The sequence below is a fragment of the Trinickia sp. NRRL B-1857 genome, assembly GCF_050470685.1.
GTDB lineage: Bacteria > Pseudomonadota > Gammaproteobacteria > Burkholderiales > Burkholderiaceae > Trinickia.
The window spans coordinates 1101096-1126461 of record NZ_JBFLUK010000001.1 but is presented as its reverse complement, the minus strand read 5'-3'; the positions used below and the strand labels follow the sequence as shown (position 1 = coordinate 1126461).

The window sequence follows — 25366 nt, the reverse complement described above, 5'->3', positions numbered from 1 at the left end:
TTACTGCGCGCTTGCCGCGCCGGACGCGCTTTTGCGGCGATGCGCGTGCGCGCCCGAGGCCGACGTCGCACCCGAGGCGGCGCGCAGCACGGTGGCCGCATCGGGCGCAACCGTGATCTTCGCGCCTTCGCGCAGGCGGTCGGAGCCGTCGGTGACCACGCGCTCGCCGATGGCAAGCCCCGAGGCGATACTCGTGCGCTCGCCGTCGACGGGGCCGACCTTCACCGGCCGAACGGTCACGGTGTTGTCGGCTTTAACGACGTAGGCGAACGGCCCGTTCGAGCCGTTGAGCACGGCCGAACTCGGTACGATTACCGCTTGACGGATGGTATCGATCAATAGACGCGCGTTCACGAACTGATTCGGAAACAGCATTTGCGAGGCGTTCGGAAAGAGCGCGCGCAACTTGACGGTGCCCGTCGAGGTATCGATCTGGTTGTCGATCGTGTCGAGATAGCCGGTTTCGAGCGGCATCGTATTGTTGCGGTCGTAGGCGGTCGTCGAAAGCTTCGCGCCCGCGTGCATTTGCTTGAGGATGGCGGGCAGATTGTCTTCGGAAGTCGTGAAGATGACGCTGATCGGCTGCAACTGCGTGATGACGACGATGCCGTTCGCATCGGACGGCGTCACGTAATTGCCCGGATCGACTTGACGTAGACCGACCCGACCCGAGACGGGCGCCGTAATGCGCGCGTAGGTGAGATCGAGCTTGTAGGTGTCGATGCTCGCGTGGTCCGATTGCACTTGCCCCTCGTACTGTTTCACGAGCGATGCCTGCGTATCCACTTGTTGGGACGCGATGGAGTCCTGCGCGAGCAGCGTACGATAGCGCTTCAAATCGAGGCGTGCCGTTTGCAGCAGCGCGGTGTCCTTTGCGAGCGCACCCTCGGCGTTTTCGAGCGAAATTTGATAGGGGCGCGGGTCGATCTGGGCAAGCAGCTCGCCTGCCTTCACGAGTTGCCCTTCCTTGAAGGCGACGCTCTGGAGCGTGCCCGAGAGCTGCGTCTTGACCGTCACCGTCGCGAGCGGCGTGACCGTGCCGAGTGCGGTCAATACGTTCGGCATATCGCCGGCGGCGGCCGCCGCCACGTGGACCGGTTGGGGCATGTTTGCCATCCCTGCGGGGGAGGCGCGGCCTCGTGCCGCCGGTCCCGCGCCGCCGCCGCTCGGGTGAGTCCAAGGCCGCCACCAGACGAGCGCGATCAGCACGAGCAAGACGATGACGACGATCGCAATACGGCGCCGCGTTGCGCGACGACGGACAGACGGGTTCGTCTCTAGAGGCTGACGTGCGCCGTTCTCGTGCGCTAAGGGGCGGTTCTCTTGTTCGGCCATCGGAGTATTTTTCTAGCGGCAATGCCAATACGGCGTGGGGTGGGGAGGCGCAGCGTGCATGCCGGCACGGCGCGAGGGGCGCGGTGCGGCGAGCGGCCCGCATCGTGCGAGTAGTCGCGGCCGGCAGTTGCGCAAGCGCGTCGATGCAAGATGCTACGTCTCGCCGCCTTGAGGAGTCTAGTGGCGCATTTTTCGGTTTTTTACGAGCGTTACACTCGCCATTGACGTGCGGGCGCGCGTACCGCGCCGCGAGCGACGGCCCCGGCTCAGTCTCCGAGCCGCTGGTGCGGGCCGCCGCCGATTTCCTGAACGATGCGCTCGATGCATTCGGTCAGCACCGGCGCGGCATGATCGATCAGCCATTCGCGCGGACACAAATGCGCGGCGCCGCCGCAATTGACGGCGTAGCGCACGCCCGAAGGCCCGACGAAGCCCGCCGCAATTGCGTTGAGCTCCGAATACCATTCGCCCGTCGAAATCGAGAAACCGAGCGTCCGGGTTTCCTCCAGCGAGGTGGCCAGGCGCGCGTGGATATGCGGCCAATCGTCGCCCGAGGCGGCTTGCAGCCCGGCCACCACTTCGCGCCGCTCGGTTTCCGAGAGTGCTGCCAAATAGGCGCGGCCGACGGCCGTACGCGCCAAGTCCACGCGCGAGCCGACCTCGAGCCGCGACACGAGCACGGCGGAGCGTGGACGAACGGTTTCGATGACGACCATATCGAGCCGGTCGCGCGCCATGAGATGCACGGACAGCGACGTGCGCTCGGCGAGATCGATCAAGAGCGGCCGCGCGCGAGCGCGGATGTCGAAATTACGCAAAAAGCCATTGCTCAATTCGAGCACGGACGCCGTCAGCACGAATCGCTCGCTGTCTTGCAACTGAAAGAGAAAACCCGCCCCGACGAGCGTAGCGGTGATACGCGAGACCGTGGGCTTCGGAATGCCGGTGAGTTCGGCCAGTTCCCGATTGCTGATGGGGGCGTCGGCCGAGGCGACGCGACGCAACAGCGTCAAACCGCGCGAGAGCGCGATGATTTCGTCGCCGGCGCCTTCATTGGGCTTGGCTGCGCGCGGGCGGGTGTCGGTGCTGGAAGGTGAGATCGCCACTATTGGCCTGTGACAGTTTTTTGAAATTGGGTTTCACGTCTGACGTTTCGTTCAGTCTACGCGAGCATCTCACCGCCGTGAAGCAAGTAATTTTTACTTATTTCATAGACTGAAATCGATACCGATTCCGGGGTACCTGTTAACTTTTCGGAAAAAATTATCTTGACTTCGTCAGCCGAAAAGGAAAGAATGGAATCTCATTTCGAAGCGACGCATCTTAGCTGGTGCGGATCGAGCGAACTTACGGTTCACGCAGAGATCTCAGTTTCGAAATACCGTCTCTCAGGTTCTAGCACGGCCCTCGGAATGGCTAGAACTTCTTTAAGGCGCCACGGTCACGTGGCGCCTTTTTTTTCGTGCATTCGACCGGCCGCGCCGCATCCAGTGGGGTCGCTGTCGTTCGACAGCGGCCGGCGCAATGCGTTTCGTTGTGCTCGCCGGCAGGGCTTGCGCCGTTCTGCTATCGTCAGCGTCGATCCGAACCCGGCGCGCAGCGCCGGATTCGGTCCCACGGACGGCACACGAATGCAAACGATCCTATCTATTTCAAACCTATCGAAGACTTACGCTTCGGGCTTCCAAGCGCTCAAGCGTGTGAATCTGGAGATCCACCGCGGCGAGATCTTCGCGCTGCTCGGGCCTAACGGGGCCGGTAAGACGACGCTCATCGGCACCGTATGCGGGCTCGTCAATCCGAGCGAAGGCACCGTCCTCGTCGACGGGCACGACATCCTCAAGGACTATCGCCGGGCGCGCGCGATGATCGGTCTCGTCCCGCAGGAACTCACAACGAACGCGTTCGAGACCGTGTGGGCGACGGTGGCGTTCAGCCGCGGCCTCTTCGGCAAATCGGCGGACGCAGCTCATCTGGAGAAGGTGCTGCGCGCGCTCTCGCTGTGGGACAAACGCAACAACCCGATCATGACGCTGTCGGGCGGGATGAAACGGCGCGTCCTGATTGCGAAGGCCCTCGCGCACGAGCCGCAAGTGCTGTTCCTGGACGAGCCCACCGCTGGGGTCGATGTGGAATTGCGGCGCGACATGTGGCAATTGATGCGTTCGCTCAAGGAAACCGGGGTGACGATCATCCTGACGACGCACTACATCGACGAGGCCGAGGAGATGGCCGATCGCATCGGCATCATCAATCGCGGCGAAATCGTGCTCGTCGAGGAAAAGACGCAGCTGTTGCGCAAGCTCGGCAAGAAGCAACTGACGCTGCAACTCGCGACGCCGATCGCGCAGGTGCCGCCGCAACTGGCCGACTACGCGCTGGAGCTGTCGGCCGACGGCGGTGCGCTGACCTATACGTACGACGACACCCAATCGGAGCGTGCCGGTATCGTCAAGCTGCTCAAGGATTTGGACGACGCGCGCGTTCTCTTCAAAGATTTGCAAACGACGCAAAGTTCGCTCGAAGACATCTTCGTCGATCTCGTCAAGGAGCGTTCATGAACTTCCACGCAATGCGCGCAATATATCGCTTCGAAATGGCGCGCACCTGGCGCACGCTGATGCAAAGCGTCATATCGCCCGTTATTTCTACTTCGCTTTATTTCGTCGTGTTCGGCGCGGCGATCGGTTCGCGCATTCGCGAGATCGACGGTATCAGCTACGGCGCGTTCATCGTGCCGGGGCTCGTCATGCTCTCGCTGCTCACGCAAAGTATCAGTAACGCTTCGTTCGCCATTTATTTTCCGAAATTTACGGGCACGATATATGAACTGCTGACGGCGCCGGTCTCGTACTTCGAAATGGTGCTGAGCTACGTCGGGGCAGCCGCGACCAAATCCATCATGCTCGGGCTCATCATCATGATCACCGCGGCGTTTTTCGTGCCGCTGCGCATCGACCACCCGTTCTGGATGATCGTGTTCCTCGTGCTGACCTCCGTGACGTTCAGCCTATTCGGATTCGTGATCGGAATCTGGGCCGACGGCTTCGAAAAGCTCCAGGTCGTGCCGCTGCTTATCGTGACGCCGCTGACGTTCCTCGGGGGTAGTTTCTATTCGATCGGAATTTTGCCGCCCGTTTGGCGCACGATTGCGCTCGCCAACCCCGTCGTCTATCTGATCAGCGGTTTTAGGTGGAGCTTTTACGGCATCGCCGACGTGCATGTCGGGGTCAGTCTTGCCATGACCGCCGTTTTTCTGGCGATTTTCACCGGTATCGTGGCATGGATTTTCAAAACGGGGTATCGGCTCAAAACTTAACGACGGCTTTGTCATTCGCTAAAAACGCCGACATAATGCGTCAATCGCCGGTGCTCGACCGGCCGGGCACCCGAAACGATTCCACCGCGAATGAGACTGACCACCAAAGGCTTGTTGTTGATCGCCATTCCGACGGCGGTCGAGCTCGCGTTGCTCTCCGGGCTCGTGAAGGCGCAGAACGACGCGCAGCAGGCCGAGCAATGGGCGTTGCATAGCAAGGATGTGCTGCGTCAGACCAACGCGATTCTCGAGCCCGTGCTGATCGAATCGGTTCGCATGCGCGGCGCCGTGCTCAAGAGTCAACGCGATTCCGCAACGCCCATGACGCTGTGGATCGACCTCGATCGCCGAATCGACCATCTCGTCGATTTGGTGGCGGACAACCCTGTCCAGGTCGAGCGTGCGGCGCAGATTCGCCAAACCGTGCAAGCCTATCGGCAATGGTCCGATCGCGTGCAAGATTTGCTGCGCACCGGACGCCGCAACGACCTGCTGGACCGGTTCCGCAGTCAAACGAGCGTCGACGTCGTCGATCGCTTCCGGGCTCAACTCACGGCGTTCCAGAACGAAGAGCTGCGGATGGACGCCGTGCGCTCGGCCCAGGCGGCGCAAGCGCTCGCGCAGCAACAGCAATTGACGGCGGCCGTCGTGCTGGGCTCGCTCGTCATGACCGCGCTGGCCGTGTTCCTATTCACGCGCGGATTGCGCGGGCGCCTCGCGCGGCTGTCCGACAACGCGGCGCGGCTCGCGCAGAGCGCGCCGCTCGGGCCGCCGTCGCCAGGCAACGACGAAATCGCGCAACTGGACGAGATCTTGCACGACACGAGCCGGCGGCTGCTGGAGTCCGAACGGCTGCAAGCACGTTTCCAAAGCGATTTGTCGCGGCGGGCCGACGAATTGGCCCGCACGAACGAAACGCTGCATCAGCAAACGCAGGAAAACGAGATGTTCATCTATAGCGTGTCGCACGATTTGCGCGCACCGCTCGTGAACCTGCAAGGTTTCTCCAAAGAACTCACGCACGCATGCGACGATCTGCGCGAAGCGGTGCGCGCATCGTCGCTCGAAGCCGCCGAGCGCGAACGCATCGAGCGGCTGATCGACGAAGACATCGGCGAGGCATTGCGCTACTTGCAAAGCGCCGTATTGCGCGCGGCGCATATCATCGATTCGCTGCTGCGCCTCTCGCGCGTCGGACGTGTCGAATACCGGCGCCAAGAGGTCGATGTCGCATCCGTCGTGCGTCATGTGCTCGACGCGATGCAGGCGTCGATTCGCGCTTGCCATGCCGAGATCGTCGTGGACGAATTGCCGCCGGTATGGGGCGACCCCACGGCGCTCGAGCAGATTTTCGCGAACTTGATCGGCAACGCCATCAACTATCTCGATTCCGATCGCCCGGGCCGGATCGAGATCGGCGCGTTGCCCGCACCGCCCGGCGGCGTGCGCTCGTTGCGTATCTTTTACGTGAAGGACAACGGCCTGGGCATCCCGGCCGGCGCGATGCCTCGCCTGTTCAACGCTTTCCAGCGGTTGCACGGCAATATCGCCGCCGGCGAAGGCATCGGTCTCGCGCTCGTGCGCCGCATGGTCGAACGCCATGGCGGCCGCGTTTGGGCGGAGTCGACCGAAGGCGAGGGCACGACGTTCTATCTATCGCTACCGGAGGCGGCCAAGCAGGTCGTCGCCGCATAACGAATCGAGGAAGTAACAATGCATAACCCCATAGGGTCCGCGGGCCAGCCTCACACCGGTCAGCCTCATACGGGCCAGTCGCATATCGGTCAATCGGTGAGCATCATCCTGATCGAAGACGACGATGGCCACGCCACGCTGATCGAGCGAAACTTGAGGCGTGCCGGCTTGACCAACGGTTTCACGCGTTTCGCAGACGGCCAACAAGCGCTCGATTACTTTTTCAGCGAGCCTTCGCAGTTCTTGCGCGAGGATTTGCCGCCGTCGGTGATCCTGCTCGATCTGAAAATGCCGCGCATCGACGGCTTGGAGGTGCTGCGGCGCCTGAAGGCCGATCGCCGTACGGCCTCGCTGCCCGTCATCGTCTTGACGACGACGGACGATCCGCGCGAAATCGAGCGGTGCTACGAACTAGGCTGCAATGTCTACGTCACGAAGCCCGTTGAATACGACGCCTTTATCGAAGCCGTCCGCCGTCTTGGATTCTTCTTGCAGGTGGTGAAGCTACCCGCGGCGACTCGATGAGCGCTCACGCGCTGTTCATCGACGACGACGAAGGGCTGTTGCGCCTCGCGGCGCGTTCGCTCGCGCGCGCCGGTTACCGCGTGAGCACGGCGGCGAGCACCGCCGCGGCGCGCCAAGCGCTCGACGCCGAAGCGCCCGATGTCATCGTCGTCGACTACGCGCTCGGCAGCGCCGAGACCGGGCTCGATTTCCTGCGCGCGCTACGCGCCGGGGGGCTCGCGCTGCCCGCCATTCTTTGCACCGGCTTCACCGACGAAGCGCGCGTGATCGAAGCGTTGCGCTCAGGCGTAGCCGACGTGGTGCCCAAGAGCGAGGGCTATCTGGAGTATTTGCCCGAAGCGATCGAGCGTGTTTTGCGCGAGCGGCGCATCGAGCGCGAGCTGGCGCAGGCGCAGCGCTCGCAGGAGCGCGAAGCGCATTTTCGGGCACTGGCGGAAGAGCGCGAGGCGCTGCTCGCGGCGGAACGCGTGGCGCGGGCCGAAGCCGAACGCGCCTCGCGGATGAAGGACGAGTTCGTCGCGACGCTCTCGCACGAGTTGCGCACCCCGCTCAACGCGATCGTCGGTTGGACCCAATTTCTCCTGCGCGACGCGAGCGTATCGGAGTCGTTGCGCAAAGGCCTCGACGTCATCGATCGCAATGCACGTGCACAAGCGCGCATGGTCGACGACCTGCTCGATTTCTCGCGCATTCTTGCCGGCAAGCTTCGGCTCGAGGCCGAGCGCGTCGATTTGGTCGATGTGGTCGAGTACGTCATTCGCTCCGTCGATCCCGCGGCGCAGGCGAAGGACATTCGCTTCGTGTCGTTGCTCGAACCAGTCGGCGCGGTCCTCGGCGATCCTTCCCGCTTGCAGCAGATCGTCTGGAACCTGCTTTCCAATGCCGTCAAATTCACGGGGCGGGGCGGTTGCGTCGAGGTCAAGCTACAGCGGCGCGATGGCGAAATCGATCTGATCGTCGCCGATAACGGGCAGGGCATCAAACCCGAATTTCTGCCGCACGTATTCGAACGGTTTTGCCAGGAAGACGCGGGCATTGCACGTCAGCACGGCGGCCTCGGGCTCGGGCTTTCGATCGCGCGTCAGTTAGTCGATATGCACGGCGGGCGCATCGTGGCGTGCAGCGACGGTCCCGGCTGCGGCGCGACGTTCGTCGTCACGCTGCCCGCCACCGCGGCGGAGCCGGCGCGCGAGCATGACGCCGACGCGCTGGAGCTCCATGCGCCGCCTGCGTTGGCCGGCTTGCGCGTGCTGGTATTGGAGGACGAGCCGGACGCACGCGAACTCGTCGAACGCGTATTGCAAGAGCGCGGCGCGACAACGCTCGCGTTCGCTTCCGCCTCCGAAGCGTTGGATGCGTGCGCGGTCGAGGCACCCGACGTCATCGTCAGCGATATCGGGTTGCCCGGCGTGGACGGCTACGAATTCATTCGGCGGCTGCGCACGTCGGAGGGACAGCGCGGGCGCAGCACCCCGGCCGCGGCGCTGACGGCCTTCGCCCGCAGCGAAGATCGGCGCCGTGCGTTGCTCGCCGGGTATCAGACGCATTTGGCCAAGCCCGTCGATCCGCTCGAACTGGTGGTCGTGGTCGCCGCGTTGGCGGGCCGCACGACCCCGTTCGTCGGCGACGTTTAAAGCTCGATTCGCGTTCCGAGCAAAGCCAGGAACTGGCGCAGCCATTCGGGATGGGCCGGCCAAGCGGGCGCCGTGACGAACGGCGCATCCGTGACGGCCGCGTCGACCGGAATGTCGGCGTACTCGGCGCCCGCGAGCCGCACTTCAGGCGCGCAGGCCGGGTACGCCGAAATGCGCTTGCCGCGAATCACTTCCGCGGCTGCGAGCAGTTGCGCGCCGTGGCAAATGGCGGCGATCGGCTTTTCCCGGCGCGCGAAATCGCGCACGAGCTCGATGACTTTCGCGTCGAGGCGCAGGTATTCGGGGGCGCGGCCGCCGGCGATCGCGAGCGCGTCATAGCTGTTTGCGTCGATTTCCTCGAAGGTCGCGTTCAGCGTGAATTGATGCCCGGGTTTCTCGGTATAGGTTTGGTCGCCTTCGAAATCGTGAATCGCCGTCTTGATCTTCTGGCCGGCCCGCTTGCCGGGACAGACGGCATCGACGGTATGACCGATTGCTTGTAGGGCCTGGAACGGCACCATCGTCTCGTAATCTTCTGCGAAATCGCCCGTTAGAAATAGAATCTTCTTCGCGGCCATGGCCTGCTCCTTGTCCAGTGAGGGGGGATTAGACGACAACGGAACTACGAACCGGGCAGTGTACTCCTCGAGCGTGACGATGATGCCCGCGGCATCGCTGCATGGGCTCGATAAGCCGGGGGTTGCATCGGGTCTGAAATGTAATTATGATGGTTACAGTTTTGACGCCGAACTCCAGCGATGAACACCAGCAGTCGTTTCGCCTATGCCGTCCATATTTTGGCGCTGCTGTCGTTGCAGCAAGGCGAGCCGTTGTCCTCGGACATCATCGCCGGTAGCGTCAATACGAACCCGGCGCTGATTCGCCGGCTGTTGTCGATGCTGGCGCAAGCCGGGCTCACCACGTCGCAGCTCGGGGCCGGGGGCGGTGCATTGCTGGCGCGTCCGCCGGCGCAGATTCGGCTGGTGGATGTTTACCGCGCCGTGGATGAGGCGAGGTTGTTCGGCTTGCACCGCGTATCGCCGAACCCCGCATGCATGGTCGGCCGGCATATTCAGCACGTGCTGGTCGGCATCGTCGACGACGCTCAGCACGCCATGGAGGCGTCGCTCGGGGCGCGCACGTTGGCGGATGTCACGGCAGGGGTCATCGAGGCCGAAAGTGCGATCGGTACGACAGGTGCGAGGCCCACGGGGCAATAGCGGCAATAGCGGCCGTGGCAGGTAGCGAGAGGCATCGCCTCTCTTTTTTTGATCGATAAATGTAACTAACAAGGTTACACATTGAGCTGAATAGGAGCCTAATCATGCAACAACGTTTGAAAATCGCGCTTTTCGGCGCAACGGGGATGATCGGTTCGCGCATCGCGGCCGAAGCACTCGCGCGCGGCCATGAAGTGACCGCGATCGCCCGCCAGCCGAAGCCCATCGACGGCTTGCCGCAACTGAAGGTGCTTCCCGGCGATCTGTTCGATGCGTCGGCCAATGCGAAGCAGATCGCCGGTTTCGATGCCATCGCGAGCGCCTACGGTCCGGCTCAAGGAGACCCGGCCAAAGTGATCGACGCCACGCGCGCGCTGATCGAGCTCGCACGTATCTCGGGCGTCAAACGACTCGTGGCCGTCGGCGGGGCAGGGTCGCTGGAGGTGGCGCCGGGCAAGCAACTCGTCGATACCGAAGGATTCCCGGACATCTACAAAGCCGTTGCGCTCGCACATCGCGAGGCGCTCGGACTCTATCGCACGGTCAGCGATGTCGATTGGACGTTCTTCGCGCCGGCAGCCATGATCGCGCCGGGCACGAAGACCGGCACGTTCCGCACGGGCGCCGACTCGCTCATCGCCGATGCGAACGGCGCGAGCAAGATATCGGCTGAGGATTATGCGGCCGCGTTCGTGGACGAGATCGAGCAAGGGCGCTTCGTGCGTCGCATCGCGACCGTCGCGTATTGATCGCCTAGCTTGGCGCACTGAGGCCGGACGACGCCTGTCGGCGTCCGCTCAGTGCGGGTTCGGGCAACGGCAGCGAAAGGGCTTCATGCGCGGCGGAGCGGACGTTCATGGTGAATGGGCCGTTGCCCGGTTGAATCGAGGCCCCATTTATATCGGATTATGCGTAAAAATAGTTTCCCTATAATTCCACGATCTCAAGTAAACGTAGAAAAAAATTCCATCAGGGGATCGAAATGGGAATGGATGCTATCGATCGTAAGCTCGTCGAGTTGTTGCAAGCCGACGCGACGCTGCCGATCGCGGAACTCGCGAGCCGCGTCAATCTCTCGCAGACGCCGTGCTGGAAGCGCGTTCAGCGGTTGAAGGAGGAGGGCGTCATCCGAGCGCAAGTGGCGCTGTGCGACGCGCGCAAGCTCGGCGTCGGCACGACCGTATTCGTCGCCGTGCGCACGAACCAGCATACGGAGGAGTGGGCGCGGCAGTTCGTGCAGGTCGTACGCGATATTCCGGAGGTGGTGGAGGCCTATCGGATGAGCGGCGAGACCGATTACCTGCTGCGCATCGTCGTCTCCGATATCGACGACTTCGATCGCGTCTATAAGCTCTTGATTCGCGCGGTGCCGCTCTTCGACGTCAGCTCGAGCTTCGCCATGGAACAGATCAAGTACTCGACGGCACTGCCGGTCAGGTAACGCCTGCGGCGATGCGCGTAGAATGCCGGCTTTCGTCTCGCTATTTTTGCTTGCCGGCTCGTCGTCGACGCGCCGCGGCCCATTCATCCATGAACGATCCTCGCCATTCGAACAAATCGAACCCGACGACCCGCGTCGCCGTCATCATCGTCGTCGTCGTACTGATCGGGATTGCCACATTCCTTTTCAATGCGATCAAGGGCAAGCGCGAGTACGACGAGCAAAATGCGCCGGCGGCATCTCCGGCCGTGGCCGCCAGCGCGTCCGGCGCATCGCAATAACGTCGTTCGGCCGCGGGCGAGCCGTGATCGTGCCGCGCACGGGCGTCAGGCCTCCGTCGGCAGCCGAATGACGCCCGCATCCTTGCGAATGAGGAACGAGGCGGTGAGCATTTGCTTGCATTGGAGCGCGAGCAGTTTGATTTCGCCGATGAACTCAGCCGGTTGCGTGCCGGCGCGTTCGATGTCGACGACCATCGCATCGAGTTCGCGCGTGAGCTGTTTCGTCGTTTCCGCTTGATCGACGGGCGGGGCCTCGCCTGTTTGCGCGCGCGTCAAGTTTTCGCGTACCGTCGACAGCGCCCGCTGTAGCGCCTGCGAGCCGTCGGGCTCGCGCTCGGCCATGCCGCGCAGCAGCGGGGCGGCCGCCGTAATATGCGCGGCCAGCACGTGGCTTTGCACGAGCAGGTCGTTGAGTTCGGGTACGAAGCGCTGGTGCGCCTTCGGCTCGAGCATCATCCGGCGGAATGCCTGCGCCAGATTCGCGAACGCAATGTGAACGTTCTTGCGTGCCAAGCGATAGCGGAAGTCGCGTTCGTCCGTGCCGCTCGTTTCGGCGCTCGTACCGGTCCGCGCTGCGGTGGGCGTGGCGCCTGCACGCGGCGCGTTGCCCCACCACCAAGCACTTTCCAAATATTGACGCGTTGCGGCGAGCACCTCCGTGACGAGCTTGCCCATCAGCCGATATTCCCAGTAGGGGAACAAATGGCTTGCGGCGATCGCGAGCGCGCAGCCGACAAACGTATCGATCGCGCGCTCGCCGATGATGCGCATGTTGCCGGGCGCGAGCAGATGAAAGAGCAGCAACACATACGACGACGTAAATACGACGCTCGCCGCATAGTTGAACAGCAGCAGGCTGTAGCTCATCACCATCGAGGCGAACATGAAGACGAGCAGCACGACCGGCGCCTTGACGAACCAGATCAAGGCGAGGCTCGCCGCGCAGCCGATCGCCGTGCCGACGATCCGCTGCGTATTGCGTTGCTTGGTGAGCGAGTAGCCGGGCTTCATGATGATGAGCGTCGTCATCACGATCCAGTAGGCGTTCGTGAGCGGCAGCAAGCGCCCGAGCCAAAAACCCGACGCGACGGCGATCGTCACGCGCAGGGCATGACGAAAGCTCGGCGAGGCCATCGTCAAGTTCGAGAAAATTTGCCGGAGCGGAACGCGACGATTCGATAGAAAACGCATCAACGTGTGGTCGATGCGTACCTCGGTTTTCAGATTCGCCGTTTGGCTGCCGAGGTTTTTTTTCATTTTGTCGATCTGCCGTACCCCGCTCCAGATGCGCCGGAACGAGGCGGATGCCGCCGCGTAGGCCTCCGGGTTGCGCTCGGGCAGCCCTTGCTTGCGCATGAGCTCGATCTCGTACTCGATCGCGCGCATCTCCGCCTTCACGTTCACGCGTGAATCGGGGAGCCGGTTTTGCAATACGGCCAAGCCGATCTCCTCGAGATCGCTGGCCGCCTTGCGGATCAAGTCGCGGAAGAACAGCATGAGGTCGGCGTTGCCGAACGTGCTGCGCATGAGCGGATAGTCGGTATGCGCGCCGACGAACAGCTCGTGCAGATCCACGGTATTGATAAATAGATTGAAAAGCGTGACGCGGAGCGGGTCGAGCTTGCCGCGCCTAAGCTTGGGTAAGTTGCGCAAAATGATGGCGCGAGCGGCATCCTGCATTTCAACAGCCGCCGTTTGTTTCTCGACGAGCCGGTCGTAGCATTCGTCGAGGTTTGCGTCGACGTCGTAGAAATCGGCTCGCGCAAGCAGGTAATCGGCACACGCGAAGACGTTTTCCGCCAACGCCTGCTTCTCCATGCGATGCGCTTGCCACTGCGAAATCAAGGTAGCCCAGTAGGTGTACCAGAGGCCGCCCAGCAAGATCCAACTCGCATTGATGAGCGCTTGCAACGGCGTGAAATGCTCCTCGAGCGTCATCACCATCATGAACAACGTCGCGAAGCTGATCTGGGGCCAACGGTTGCCGTAGACCACGGTCAGCGACAGCACGAAGGTCAGCGAGACGATCGTGCCCCACAGCGCGAAGATGTTAACGGTCGCGAGCCCCGTGGCGAGTGCCGAGAGAAATCCGAGCACGCTGCATATGAGCATCTCGTTGTGCTTGTATTTGAGCGGCCCCGGCATATCGACGACGCAGGCGCCGAGGGCGCCCGTCGCGATCGTGAAGCCTAGGTCGGCCTTGTGAAAGACGACGAGGCACAAGATAGCCGGCAACGACACGCCGATGGCCGCGCGCAGTCCACCGAAAAAATATTGGCTATAGAGAAATTTTTCGATTTCTTTCGAGTAGCGCATCGATCTCGAGGCGGGCAGCAGGAAGAGCCGGGGAGGGCTGGCGTGAAAGTCTAACGTATTTCGCGAACGCCGGGCATGGCCACCCGGCGCACAACGAAGGGCTTGTCGGCGAATCGTGCATCGGCCCCGAACTGTGCTGGCGGCGGCTTTGATATCCTGACGTTTTTCGCCGGCGGCCCGCGTTCGCGCGCGCGGCGCAGGCTCATCGATCAAGGGTTCATGCTCCAGCTTTTCTATTCGAACCGGTACGAAACGCTCGTTCAAGCGCTCGTCGAAGACCTCGCCGCCATGCCCGCCGATCCATGGACCAACGAGGAGATCGTCGTGCCGAGCGCGGCCGTGCGGCGCCGGCTCGAGCTCGAGCTTGCTTCGCGTCGCGGCATCTGCGCGAACGTGAACTTCAGCTTCCTCGCTCAATGGCTTTGGACGCAAATCGGCGGCGTGATCGATGTGCCCGCGCATTCGCCGCTCGGCGTCGAGCGGCTGGCCTGGCGGTGCTATCGGTTGTTCGAGCAAGGCGGGAAGGGCTCTGAAGCGGGCGAGGGCGGGCAAGACGCGCAAGACGATATGACGACCGAGGGGACGTTCTGGCTCGCCTCGCCTAGGTTGCGCACCTATCTCGAGGCGGCCGATGCCCCGATGCGCTTCGAACTCGCGCGGCGCGTGGCGACCGTATTCGACCACTATCTGACGTACCGCCCCGAATGGCTTGCGCGCTGGCAGAACGGACAGTCGATCTTCGACGGCGGCCACGCGCCTTCGGCGGCCTCGCGGGCGACGCCCGCCGCTCGCGAAGACGAGCGCTGGCAGGCGGCGCTTTGGCGTGCCGTGCTGGCCGAGCTCGCCGAGGCGAGCGGCGCGCCGGACATCGCGCAGGCCGCGCCGCCCGCTCACCGTTTCCTCGAACTCGTCCGCACGCTCGATCTCGACGCAGTCATGCGCGCGGGTTGGCCGCGCGTCGTCAGCGTGTTCGCGCTGCCCACGATCGCCCCGCTCTATATCGCGCTGCTGCGCGAGCTCTCACGCTGGATCGACGTGCGGATGTACGTCCTCAATCCGTGCCGGCAGTTTTGGTTCGACATCGTCACCGAAAAGCGCGCGCTCGCGCTAGAGGCAGCCGATACGCTCGACTTCCACGAGGTAGGCCACCCGCTGCTCGCGGAGTGGGGCCGGCAGACGCAAGCGCAGTTGCATTTGCTGCACGAGTTGACGGAAGGGGCTGCATCGAGCGAGGCGACCCGCTTCGCGCGCAACGAATCCGAGCACTGGCTCGCGCGGGTGCAAAACGCGATGCTCGATCTCGAGCCGGAACCGCGCGATGGCGAGCCCGAAGCCGGCGAGCGTGCGTGCGGCATCGAGGTTCATGTCTGCCATAGCTTGTCGCGTCAACTCGAAGTCCTGCATGATCGGCTGCTCGGTTGGTTCGACGACGCGAAGGCGGCCCGCGGCGAAGCGTTGCCGGGGCTGCGGCCGTCGGACGTCCTCGTCGTCTGCCCCGATCTCGCGACGGCCGCACCGATCATCGATGCGGTATTCGGTACGACGCGCAGCGACGAGCGTGGCCGCATCCCTTATCGCATTACGGGCCTGCCGCCGTCGCAGGCGAACCCGATCGCTCGCGTTTTGCTCGACTGGCTCTCCTTGGCCGAACGCGGGGTCGCCGCGCCCGAGCTCGTCGAATGGTTGCGTGTGGACGCGGTGGCGGCGCGCTACGGCATCGATGCGCTTTCGCTCGACACGGTGCAAGCATGGCTCGCGGCGGCGGGCGCTCGGCGCGGTCTCGCGAACGAGGCGCCGGCGGGTGAGGACGAGCATGGCGCGCATGCGGTGACGGGCGCGCGCCACACCTTCGCCGATGCGCTCACGCGGCTGTTCCTCGGGTACGCGATGCCCGATGACGGCGCGCCCGTCGATGCATGGCTGCCGGTGGCCGGCGCGCGCGGCGCGGATGCGCAGTTGCTCGGGCGCCTTGCCCGCTTTGTCGATGACTTGTACGGCTTCGTTCGCCGCTCGCGCGAGACGCTGACCTGCGACGGCTGGAGCGCGCTATTGGCCGATGCGCTGGCGCGCTTGTTCGATGCGTCGCCGCCTTATGCCGACGCACTCGCGAACGTGCGCGAGGCGGTCGAAAGGGCCCTCGAGGCGATGCGCGACGGCGCGCGCGACGCGCTTGCGCCGGCCGCCGTCGTGCGCGCGGCGCTCACCGTGGCGCTCGACGACGCGGCGCATGGCGGCGTGCCTTGGGGCGGCGTGACGTTTTCTTCGCTGACGAGCCTGCGCGGGCTGCCGTATCGCGCGATCTGCTTGATCGGAATGGACGATGGCGTCTTGCCGAGTCTCGCGCGGGCCGACGAATTCGACTTGATGGCGGTGTTGCCGCAATTGGGCGACCGTCAGCGTCGCGCCGACGAGCGCAATCTGTTTCTCGATCTTTTGCTCGCTGCGCGCGACCGGTTGTTCGTCAGCTATACCGGTCGCAGTATTCGCGACAACGCGCCGCTGCCGCCGGCCTCGCTCGTCGACGAATTGCTCGATCATTTGGCGCGGGCGAAGGCGGGCGCCGATGCGACGCCGGCCGAACTCGAAGCGGCGCGCCGCTCGTTCGTCGTCGACCATCCGTTGCAGCCGTTCGCATCGACTTACTTCGAAGGCCGGCCGGCGCTTTTCACCTACGACGCCGAGCGTGCCCGTCTCGCCTCGCAGCTTGCCGCCGATGCCGCACCCGTGGCGCCGCCGTTTTTTGCCGCGCCGTTGCCGCCGGAGCCGTCCGGCCCGGTTGCGTACGCCGACTTCCAGCGCTTCTGGCAGCACCCCGCGCGCGCACTGCTCCGTGAGCGTCTGGGTGTCGTGCTCGAAAAGACGCAAGGCGAGTTGCTGGAGGTCGAGCCGTTCGAACTCGATTACGCGGGACGCGATGCGCTTGCCGATCGATTGTTGCCGAGGCTCATCGAGCGTGACGACGACCAAGCGCGTGCGCGTGCATGGCGCGTCGCCCAAACGAGCCCCGAGTTGCCGGCGGGCGCGACGGGCGACGTGCTCAAACGGCGCGAACTCGGCGCGCTCGGCCGCCTCGCGGGCAGCGTGCGCGCGGCGCTGGCACAGGGGGCGACGCGGTTGCCGTTCACGCTTCAGGTGCGTCCGCGCTGGCCCGAAACGGACGGCACGGCGCTCTTCGGCGAGTACGAAGCGGCGCTGCGCGAGGGGGTGCGGGAGATGCACCCGGTGCAACTACAGGGAACCTTGAACCGCGTGACCGACGCCGGCCAGGTGCTGTACCGGTATGCGAGCCCGAGCGCTCGCGAATACCTGAACGCCTGGCTCGCGCACCTCGCATACTGCGCGGCCGCGCCCGAGGGCCCATGCCGTACGGTGTGGTATGGGGCTACCGAGCGCTTCGCCTTTACGCGAGTCGACGCACCGCTCGAGCAACTGGCACCGCTCGTGGCGCTCTACATGGCCGGGCGCCGGCTGCCGCTGCGGTTTTTCCCGAAGAGCGCGTGGGCCAAAGCAAACGGCGGCGATTCGGACGCGCTCGCGGCATGGATCAGCGACCGCGTGCGCGGCGAATCCGACGACCCGGCGCTCACGATCGCTTGGCGAGGCGTCGACCTCGCGCTCGACGAGGCGTTCGGTGCCGTCGCGGGCATCGTCTTCGAGCCTTTGATCGCGCATCTGACGGGGGTGCAAGCATGAGCGTGCACGATCGCCTCGCCGCCACTTCGTCGTCGCCGGAGCGCGCGGCGGCGCCGCTCGACGTTTTCCGATGCGCGCTCGCCGGGGTCAATCAGATCGAGGCCTCGGCCGGTACGGGCAAGACTTGGAATATCTGCGCGCTGTACGTTCGGCTGCTGCTCGAACTAGACCTAAACGCGGATCAGATTCTCGTCGTCACTTTCACGAAAGCCGCCACCGCCGAGCTGCAAGAGCGGATCCGCGGCCGTCTTGCGGAACTGGCCCGCGCCATCGAGACAGCCGACGACGGCGGCGATCCTTTCGTCGCCGAGCTCCTCTCGACGACGCTCGGTAAGGACGGGCTCGACCGCGACATGGCCGGCAAGCGCGTTCGGCGCGCGCTCTCCACGTTCGATCAAGCGGCGATTCATACGATCCACGCGTTTTGCCAGCGCGCATTGCAAGAGGCGCCGTTCGCGGCGGCGATGCCGTTCGCGTTCGAGATGCAAGCCGACGATGCGTCGCTGCGTTTCGAGTTGGCCGCCGAGTTCTGGCGCGAGCGCGTCGAACCGGTTGCGGCGGCATATCCGGCGTTTGCAGCGTGGCTCGTCGCGCGTGGCGCGAGCCCGCTCGAGCTCGATGCGCAGCTCGCGCGACGCCTGAAAAAGCCGCTTGCCCAGTTGCGCTGGGGGGCGTCGGGCACCGATGCCCCGTCGCTCGAAGGGCAGGACGGCGACGATGCGCGAGAACGTTTCGACGCCGCTTTCGACGTTTGGCGCGAGGAGCGCGAATCGATCGAGCGACTGCTCGACGGCGCGCAGTCGGCGCTTAAGCAGACGTCGCACAAGCCCGAGGCCGTGCGCGCGGCGCTCGATGCATGGAGCCGCTACTTCGCCGACGGCGATCCGTATGCCGCCCCCGCGAAAGACGCGTTGAAGCTGACCGCCACAGCGCTCGCGAAGGCGACCAAGGTCAAGATGACGCCGCCCGAGCATCCGTTCTTCGCGCTGGCCGACACGCTCGCTCGCGCAGCGGACGCCGCCGACGCGGCCCATCGAACGCGCTGGCTCGCCTTGCTCGCGTTGTGGCTCGAAGAGGGGCCGCGTTCGCTCGCCGCGATGAAACGCACGCGCCGCGTTGCGTCGTTCGACGACTTGCTCGCGAACCTGCACGGCGCGCTGCTCGAGCACCCGTGGCTCGCGCAGACGCTGCGCGCGAGATATCCGGCCGCGCTCATCGACGAATTCCAGGATACCGATCCGCTCCAATTCGCGATTTTCGAGCGGATCTTCGCCGGTCCCGGTAGCGATGGGCAACCGGGGCCGCTGTTTCTCGTCGGAGATCCGAAGCAGGCGATCTATAGCTTCCGGGCGGCCGATCTCCATACGTATCTGGCCGCTCGGCATGCGGCCACGGCGCGTTACACGCTTGCCGTGAACCAACGTTCGACGCCGCCGCTCGTCGCCGCTTGCAATCGGATTTTTTCCGCGAACCCGCGCGCGTTCGTGCTCGAAGGGCTCGACTACACGAGCGTACAGGCGGCCGACCGTGCGCGCTTGCCGCTCGTCGACGAGGCCGATCCCGCGCGCGAGCAGCATGCCGACGGCGCATTGCGCGTGTGGATGTTGCCCTCGGGCGATGCGACGCTCGTCAAGCGCGATGCGCAGCGGCAAGCGGCCGAAGCGTGTGCGCAAGAGATCGTGCGACTGTTGCGCGGGGCGCGCGAGGGCAGCGTGGCGCTCGGCGATGGGCTGCTGGCGCCGGCCGACATCGCGGTACTCGTGCGCACGCATAAGCAAGGCAGCTTGATGAAGCGCGTCCTCGCGGCTTGGGGCGTGGGCAGCGTCGAACTCGCGCAATCGTCGGTGTTCGCCACGCTCGACGCGGAGCAGCTCGAACGCGTGCTGGCGGCAGTCGACTCGCCCGGCGACTTACGGCGCTTGCGTGCGGCGCTCTCGGCCGATTGGTTCGGGCTCGACGCCGAGGCGCTCGCACGGCTGGCGCAACTTGCCGACGCACCGGCCCAGGCGCATGCCGACGAGGCGACGGCGTGGGTGGAGCGGTTTGCGCGTTACCGGTCGCTCTGGCTCGAACGCGGCTTTGCGACGATGTGGCGAACGATGATGCGCGAACTCGCGATCGGCGAGCGGCTGATCGCGGGCCGCGATGGCGAACGGCGACTCACCGACGTCAATCATTTGGCCGAGCTTGCGCAGGCAAGGGCGGCCGTGCATCCCGGCATTGCGCCGACCCTGCGCTGGCTCGCGGCCGAGCGTGCTCGCGGCGGCGGCGAGGAAGCGCAACTGCGGCTCGAATCGGATCGCGATCTCGTGCAGATCGTGACCGTGCACAAGTCGAAGGGTCTCGAATATGCCGTCGTCTTTTGTCCGTTCCTGGGCGACGGCGCCCGCATGGCCGGCGCGAGCACGGGCTTGCCCGACGCGAGCGAGTATCACGACGACGCGCAATCGGGTTCGCGCGCCGTGCTTCATTACGGCTGCGAAGGCGCGGACGCCGAGCGCGCCGAATCCGAAGCCGCGCGCGAGGAGGCGGCGGAGCGGGCGCGGCTCGTCTACGTGGCGCTGACGCGGGCCGTGCATCGCTGCTACCTCGTTGCGGGCGTCTATCTCTCGTCGCGCTCGACGAAGGAGTCGCGTCGCAGCGTGCTCAATTGGCTTGTGGCCGGCGATGGCCGGTCCTTTGACGCGTGGTTCGGCGATCCGCCCGAGGAGGCGGTGGTCGAGGCGGCATGGGCGTCGCTGGCCGACGGGACGATCACGCTCGCGCCGCTGCCGGCTCCGGCAAGGCGAATTCCCCTTGCGCGCGAAGCGTCGTCGGCGGGGCAACTGGCGGCGCGTACCGCGCATCGCCCGCTGACCGAATCGTGGCGTATCGCGAGCTTCAGTTCGCTGGCCGCGGCCGGCGCGCGGCACGCGAGCGAGACGATCGACGACGAGCCGAGGCCCGATCACGACGCGCTGGCCGCCGCGCAGGCGCAAGCGGCGGCCGAGCCGGCTTGGCTGCCGGTATCGGCTGCGGCGTCGCTCGGGGCGGCGCAGCGGCTGGATGCCGACGACATTCTCTCGTTTCCGCGCGGCGCCGCGGCCGGCGAATGTCTGCATCGGATGTTCGAATTGGCGGACTTCTCCGATCCGTCGAGCTGGCCGCTAGCGATCGAACGTGCATTGCGCGAGCGGCCCGTCGCCGCCGATGCCGAGACAGCCGCGCGCCTGCCTGCGATGATGGCGCGGCTCATCGCCGACGTCACCGCGGCCGAAATTGCGCCCGGGATGACGCTCGCGGCACTCGATCCCGCGCGTCGGCTGACCGAATGGCCGTTCCTGTTCGTCTCGCCGGCGCTCGAGCTGTCGGCGCTACGAAGCTTGCTCGCGCGCCATGGCTACCCGGACGTGGCGCTGGAGACCGGGACGCTGGCCGGTTATATCAAAGGGTTCATCGATATGGTGGTCGAGCACGAGGGTCGGTTTTGGGTCATCGATTGGAAGTCGAACTATCTCGGCACATCGCCCGCCGAGTACGGCGCGGCCGCGCTCGAAGACGCGATGGCGCACCACGCCTATCATTTGCAGGCGCTGCTCTATGTGCTCGCGCTGCATCGCTACTTGAAGGCGCGTCGTCCGAGCTACGACTACGACGCTCACATCGGCGGCTACAGCTACCTCTTCGTGCGGGGCGTGCGGCCGACCTGGCGCGACGGGACGTTGCCTTCCGGCGTCCATGCGCGCCGGCCCACGCGCGAATTGATCGAGGCGCTCGATGCCTTGATGAGCGAAGGGCGGATGTCATGACCGCCCCATTACTTCGGAGGTTCCGATGAGCACTGCCGCTCAATCCTCGCGGCCGGTGCTCGCTCGCGAGGGCGGGGAATTCGGCGCCGCGCTGGCCGAGGGCTTCGCGCGCCGCATCGCCGCGCTCGCCGCGCGGCTCGGTGCCAGCCCGGCTGCCGTGACTTGGGCACGTCGCGCCGCTTTCGCGGCGAGCCGCGCGACCGGTGCGGGGCATGTTTGCGTGTCGCTTGCCCGGCTCGCCGAGCGCTACGGCGACACGTTCCAAGCCGCGTCGGCGGGGCTCCGAGCGAGCGGCGTCGTCTCGGACGGCTCGGAGGATGCCACGGCGCTGCGACCGCTCGTCGTCGATCGCGACGGCCGGCTCTACCTTGCGCGCTACTACGACGACGAGCGCCGGCTGGCGCGCGCCGTTGTCGGGCATGCGTCGGGGCGCGGTGCGAAAAGCGCCATCGACACTGACGCCGCTACCGTTGCCGAACGGCTCGCCCGCTTTTTCGGGCCGCCCGATGCGAGCGACGTCGATTGGCAGCGGGCCGCCGCCGCGTTGTCGCTCTCGAGCCGGCTCACCGTGGTGAGCGGCGGCCCCGGCACCGGCAAGACGACGACCGTCGTCGCCATGTTGGCCTGTCTGCTCGATGCGCATCCCACGTTGACGATCGCGCTCGCCGCGCCGACGGGCAAGGCTGCCCAGCGGATGCAAGAAGCGCTGTTCGCGCGCGCGTCGAGCCTGCCGGGCGAGATCGCGGCCCGCCTGCCGCGCAGCGCTCAGACGCTGCACCGGCTGCTCGGCCTCGGGCAAGGGATGCGTGCGCGCTACGGTCCCGATAATCCGCTGCCGTACGACGTGCTCGTCGTCGACGAAGCATCGATGATCGACGTCGCGCTAGCGGCGCAGCTCTTCGATGCGCTATCGCCCGAGACGCGTCTCGTGCTCCTTGGCGACAAAGATCAGCTCGCGGCCGTCGAAGCGGGGGCGGTGTTCGCCGAACTGAGCGCGAAGCCGTCGTTTAGCGAGGCCGGTATTGCCCGTGTCGCGCATGCCACCGGCGTGGACAGCGCGCGCGTGCGAGCAGCGCTGCCCCGTCTCGAGCCAAGCGCCGAGGCGGGTGTCGATACGTCGGCTCCCGATTTGCTGCCGGACGGCGACGAGGCTTTTCCGTTGTTCGACGAGCTTGATCTGCGTGGCTCGATCGACGACGCGCTGACCTGGACGGGACTCGATGAACCCGACGTCGGATACGCGGGCGACGGCGTGCACACGGAAGCGGATGTGCCCGATCTTGCCGAGCCGCACGGCTGGGAGGCCGGCACGGCGCCCATCGACGAGACGAACCTGGCGACACGCCGTGACGCCGGGTATGACGACGATGCGGGCGATGCTCCGCTCGTCGATTGTGTCGTTTGGCTCGAGCGCAACTATCGTTTCGGGCTGGACTCGGCGATCGGCCGTTTGTCGTTGGCGGTCCGGCGCGGGGACGTCGAAGCGGCGCTCGATGCGCTGAATGTGCGGGCGCCGGCCGAGCCGGACTTGTTCAGTGCGCTCGAGCCGCACGTGCAGGCGCAGTCCGAGGCGCCGGCGGTGCTCGACGAAGACACGGGGGCGTCGGTCGCGAGCCGGACGCTCGAACGGTTGGCGCAGGGATTCGCGCCGTATATACAAGCCTTGAAAGCGGCGCTTGCCGAGCCGCAACCCGATTGCGTGCCGTTGTTCGACGCGCTGAATGCTTTCCGGATCCTATGCGCGACGCGACTCGGCGCGCGCGGCGTCGAAGCGTTGAACGTGCAGATGGCCGAGTACGTGCGCCGATCGGCCCGCGTGCCGCTCATGGTCGGCACGAATTGGTTCGCCGGTCGCGCCGTCATGGTTGCCCGCAACGATTACGCGTTGGGTTTGTTCAACGGCGACATCGGTATTGCGCTGCCTACGCGCGAAGGGCAACTGCGCGTGTACTTCCGTACCGCCGACGGCGGCGTGCGAGCTGTGACGCCGGCCGCGCTGCCGCCGCACGATACGGCGTTCGCGCTGACCGTCCATAAATCGCAAGGCTCGGAATTCGATCACGCGGCGCTGATTTTGCCCGCATCGAAAAGCCGCGTGCTCGCGCGCGAACTCGTCTACACGGCGATTACACGCGCCCGTAAGACGGTCAGGATTGTGGGGGCGCGCGATGTATTGGCCGAGGCGATCGCCACGCCCACGCGGCGCGATTCCGGCTTATTCGCCCGGATGCAGGAGGCACGATGACATTGCGGTACCAAGTATTGCCCGAGGAGGTCGAGCTGACGGCGGTTCGCGCGCAAGGCGCGGGCGGTCAAAACGTCAACAAAGTATCGAGCGCGATTCATCTGCGCTTCGATATCCGCGCATCGTCGTTGCCCGATACGCTCAAAATGCGGTTGCTCGCGCTCGAGGACCGCCGAATCACGCGCGAGGGCGTCGTCGTCATCAAGGCGCAAGAGTATCGGACGCAGGAGATGAACCGGACGGCAGCGCTCGCGCGGCTCGAGGAGTTGATCGCGAGCGTGAGCGTGACGCGCCGTCCGCGCATTCCGACGCGCCCGACGCGCGCCTCGACGGCACGTCGCCTCGACACCAAGACGCGTCGCTCGAGCGTAAAAGCGGGGCGTGGGCGCATTGTCGAATAACGCGCGGCGGCTCGCTCGCGGTAGGCGCAAGGGTGGCGCGGTGCCTTCGAACGTTCATTCGTCGCCGCGAAGGGGCGACTGAACGCTCGCGACGAAGTCGACGCAAAAGACTTCCAGTTGGCCCGCTCGCTCGACGGTGACAGCCGCCGTATAGCAATCCTTGCCTTCGGTGAGCGAGTAGTGTGGCCCCATGACGGCGACGCGTCCCGGCGCGGCGAGGGCGCGCTTGAAGTAGGCGCGCCGCGACCAATTGCTTGCCGTATCGGGAAAGAGCGGAGCGAGACGCGGCGATTGAGCTTGCGGCTCGGAGGCGATCGACGGTTGCCGTTGATTGCCGTAACGATCGACGACGAACACCCGGCGCGCCCAAGGGCTGCGAAACGTGTGCCGCGCGGCGAACGACAGGTCGTCGGTGGCCTTATAGGCGCGTGCGCCGCCGAGCACGGCTTCCTCGACGCTGCCGAATTCGACGGGCATGCCGGGCACGCTCGCCGAGCGCGCATGAAAGCGCTGCCACATCGCGTCGATTCGCGCGGGGGCGCTGGTGCAGGCCTGCGTAATGGAGCCGTGCGGCTTGCCTAGCCAAAAGCCTTGCACGAAATCGACGTCGGCTTCCATCAAGGTCATCAATTCGTCTTCCGATTCGATGCCTTCGCCAAGCACCATCGTGCCGGCGCGGTGCAGCATCGTCACGAGTTGGGCCGCGAATTGGTGGTCGCCGCTCGGCCCCGCGACGCGGGCGACGAGCGAACGGTCGAGCTTGACGATATCGGGGCGCACGCGCCAGATGCGATCGAAGTTCGAAAAGCCGGTGCCGAAATCGTCGATCGCGATCAACAAGTCGCGTTCGCGCATGGCCTCGACCATGCGATCGAAGCTGGCCTCGTCGGTGCTGGGCTGCTCGATCATCTCCACGACGAGCCGGTGGTGGGGGATGCCGAAGTGATCGCAAAGCTCGTCGGTGAATACGCGATGGCTTGGGCCGACGCGCAGTAGCTGCGGCAACGCGTTGACGAAGAGCCAACCGGTTTCGACGTTTTGCTCGGCGAAGTTGGCGAAGTGCACGCTGCGGGCAAGCCGCTCGAGCGCGAGCGCCGGCCCGGTAGCTTTGGCTCTGGCGAAGAGTTGATCGGGGGCGATCGGCTCGCCGTCGGCATCCGTGGCGCGCAGCAGCGCTTCGTAGCCGACGACGCGTTTATGCGTAATCGAGACGATCGGTTGAAAGGCGCTGCGCAGCGTAACGCCTTGATAGACGACATGCCACCCGCCGCTGTCGCGGGCCAGATGCGGCAAAATGCCGGCGAGCGTCAGATCCCGTCTGGACGACATGGCAAGCGACGCACGCCCACGTGCCCGGGCCGAACGCGGCGGGCGCCGTGCCAGACGCGGAAAGAGGTCGTGCCGGTCGCGTACGGCAAGCCGCGCCAACGGCAGCGAGCGAAAGGATCGGGCATGTCGCGGAAAGTCCATATG

At 65.3% G+C, this 25366-nt stretch carries 18 protein-coding genes; 13 read left to right on the top strand and 5 right to left on the bottom strand.

Annotated features, from left to right (window positions below):
* Together AB1286_RS04885 and AB1286_RS04880 are read right to left on the bottom strand one after the other, a co-directional pair.
* Window positions 1-1335 carry an MdtA/MuxA family multidrug efflux RND transporter periplasmic adaptor subunit gene (locus tag AB1286_RS04885; protein WP_430362205.1) on the bottom strand — a complete coding sequence of 445 codons (1335 nt, stop codon included), beginning with the start codon at window positions 1333-1335 and terminating at the stop codon, window positions 1-3.
* 266 nt (window positions 1336-1601) lie between these two features.
* Window positions 1602-2435 carry an IclR family transcriptional regulator gene (locus AB1286_RS04880; RefSeq protein WP_430364987.1) on the bottom strand — a complete coding sequence of 278 codons (834 nt, stop codon included), beginning with the start codon at window positions 2433-2435 and terminating at the stop codon, window positions 1602-1604.
* A 531-nt stretch (window positions 2436-2966) separates the two neighbouring features.
* On the opposite strand from AB1286_RS04880, the gene AB1286_RS04875 reads away from it, so the two are divergent.
* The 5 genes from AB1286_RS04875 to AB1286_RS04855 all read left to right on the top strand — a co-directional run bounded on the left by AB1286_RS04875 (window position 2967) and on the right by AB1286_RS04855 (window position 8508).
* On the top strand, window positions 2967-3896 hold the full coding sequence (locus AB1286_RS04875; protein ID WP_430362204.1) for an ATP-binding cassette domain-containing protein: 930 nt from the start codon (window positions 2967-2969) through the stop codon (window positions 3894-3896).
* The gene (locus AB1286_RS04870; protein WP_430362203.1) at window positions 3893-4654 is read left to right on the top strand and encodes an ABC transporter permease; all 762 of its coding nucleotides are present in this window, start codon (window positions 3893-3895) and stop codon (window positions 4652-4654) included. The genes AB1286_RS04875 and AB1286_RS04870 overlap by 4 nt, the downstream gene beginning before the upstream one ends.
* A gap of 90 nt (window positions 4655-4744) precedes the next feature.
* Window positions 4745-6349, top strand: coding sequence for a sensor histidine kinase (locus AB1286_RS04865; protein WP_430362202.1), 1605 nt, complete (start codon window positions 4745-4747; stop codon window positions 6347-6349).
* An 18-nt stretch (window positions 6350-6367) separates the two neighbouring features.
* The gene (locus tag AB1286_RS04860; RefSeq protein WP_430362201.1) at window positions 6368-6874 is read left to right on the top strand and encodes a response regulator; all 507 of its coding nucleotides are present in this window, start codon (window positions 6368-6370) and stop codon (window positions 6872-6874) included.
* Window positions 6871-8508, top strand: coding sequence for an ATP-binding response regulator (locus AB1286_RS04855; protein WP_430362200.1), 1638 nt, complete (start codon window positions 6871-6873; stop codon window positions 8506-8508). The genes AB1286_RS04860 and AB1286_RS04855 overlap by 4 nt, the downstream gene beginning before the upstream one ends.
* On the opposite strand, the gene AB1286_RS04850 is transcribed toward AB1286_RS04855, so the two are convergent.
* Window positions 8505-9086, bottom strand: coding sequence for a DJ-1/PfpI family protein (locus AB1286_RS04850; protein WP_430362199.1), 582 nt, complete (start codon window positions 9084-9086; stop codon window positions 8505-8507). The two genes, AB1286_RS04855 and AB1286_RS04850, sit on opposite strands and share 4 nt — an antisense overlap.
* Before the next feature lie 180 nt (window positions 9087-9266).
* Here AB1286_RS04850 and AB1286_RS04845 point away from each other — a divergent pair, with 180 nt between their 5' ends.
* The 4 genes from AB1286_RS04845 (at window position 9267) to AB1286_RS04830 (ending at window position 11450) form a co-directional block, all read left to right on the top strand.
* Window positions 9267-9728, top strand: a complete 462-nt coding sequence (locus tag AB1286_RS04845; protein ID WP_430362198.1) for an Rrf2 family transcriptional regulator — start codon at window positions 9267-9269, stop codon at window positions 9726-9728.
* Between the two features lie 104 nt (window positions 9729-9832).
* Entirely contained in the window at window positions 9833-10477 is a 645-nt protein-coding gene (locus AB1286_RS04840; RefSeq protein WP_430362197.1) for an NAD(P)-dependent oxidoreductase, read from the top strand.
* Between the two features lie 239 nt (window positions 10478-10716).
* Window positions 10717-11169, top strand: coding sequence for an Lrp/AsnC family transcriptional regulator (locus AB1286_RS04835; RefSeq protein WP_430362196.1), 453 nt, complete (start codon window positions 10717-10719; stop codon window positions 11167-11169).
* A gap of 89 nt (window positions 11170-11258) precedes the next feature.
* Window positions 11259-11450 (top strand): hypothetical protein, encoded by a 192-nt coding sequence (locus AB1286_RS04830; RefSeq protein ID WP_430362195.1) that lies wholly within the window; start codon window positions 11259-11261, stop codon window positions 11448-11450.
* Between the two features lie 45 nt (window positions 11451-11495).
* Here AB1286_RS04830 and AB1286_RS04825 read toward each other — a convergent pair whose 3' ends face one another.
* Window positions 11496-13766 carry an FUSC family protein gene (locus AB1286_RS04825; RefSeq protein ID WP_430362194.1) on the bottom strand — a complete coding sequence of 757 codons (2271 nt, stop codon included), beginning with the start codon at window positions 13764-13766 and terminating at the stop codon, window positions 11496-11498.
* Window positions 13767-13985: 219 nt separating this feature from the next.
* On the opposite strand from AB1286_RS04825, the gene recC reads away from it, so the two are divergent.
* The 4 genes from recC to arfB are packed head-to-tail and all read left to right on the top strand — an operon-like array spanning window position 13986 to window position 23893.
* Window positions 13986-17459, top strand: coding sequence for an exodeoxyribonuclease V subunit gamma (recC, locus tag AB1286_RS04820; RefSeq protein WP_430362193.1), 3474 nt, complete (start codon window positions 13986-13988; stop codon window positions 17457-17459).
* Window positions 17456-21247, top strand: a complete 3792-nt coding sequence (gene recB, locus AB1286_RS04815) for an exodeoxyribonuclease V subunit beta (RefSeq protein WP_430362192.1) — start codon at window positions 17456-17458, stop codon at window positions 21245-21247. Before recC ends, recB begins: the two co-directional genes overlap by 4 nt.
* Window positions 21248-21272: 25 nt before the next feature.
* The gene (locus AB1286_RS04810; RefSeq protein ID WP_430362191.1) at window positions 21273-23492 is read left to right on the top strand and encodes an AAA family ATPase; all 2220 of its coding nucleotides are present in this window, start codon (window positions 21273-21275) and stop codon (window positions 23490-23492) included.
* Window positions 23489-23893, top strand: a complete 405-nt coding sequence (gene arfB, locus AB1286_RS04805; RefSeq protein ID WP_430362190.1) for an alternative ribosome rescue aminoacyl-tRNA hydrolase ArfB — start codon at window positions 23489-23491, stop codon at window positions 23891-23893. The genes AB1286_RS04810 and arfB overlap by 4 nt, the downstream gene beginning before the upstream one ends.
* Window positions 23894-23947: 54 nt before the next feature.
* Here the strand turns inward: arfB and AB1286_RS04800 are convergent, their stop codons facing one another.
* Complete coding sequence (locus tag AB1286_RS04800; RefSeq protein WP_430362189.1) at window positions 23948-25222, bottom strand: EAL domain-containing protein; 1275 nt, start codon at window positions 25220-25222, stop codon at window positions 23948-23950.
* Window positions 25223-25366 lie beyond the last annotated feature (144 nt).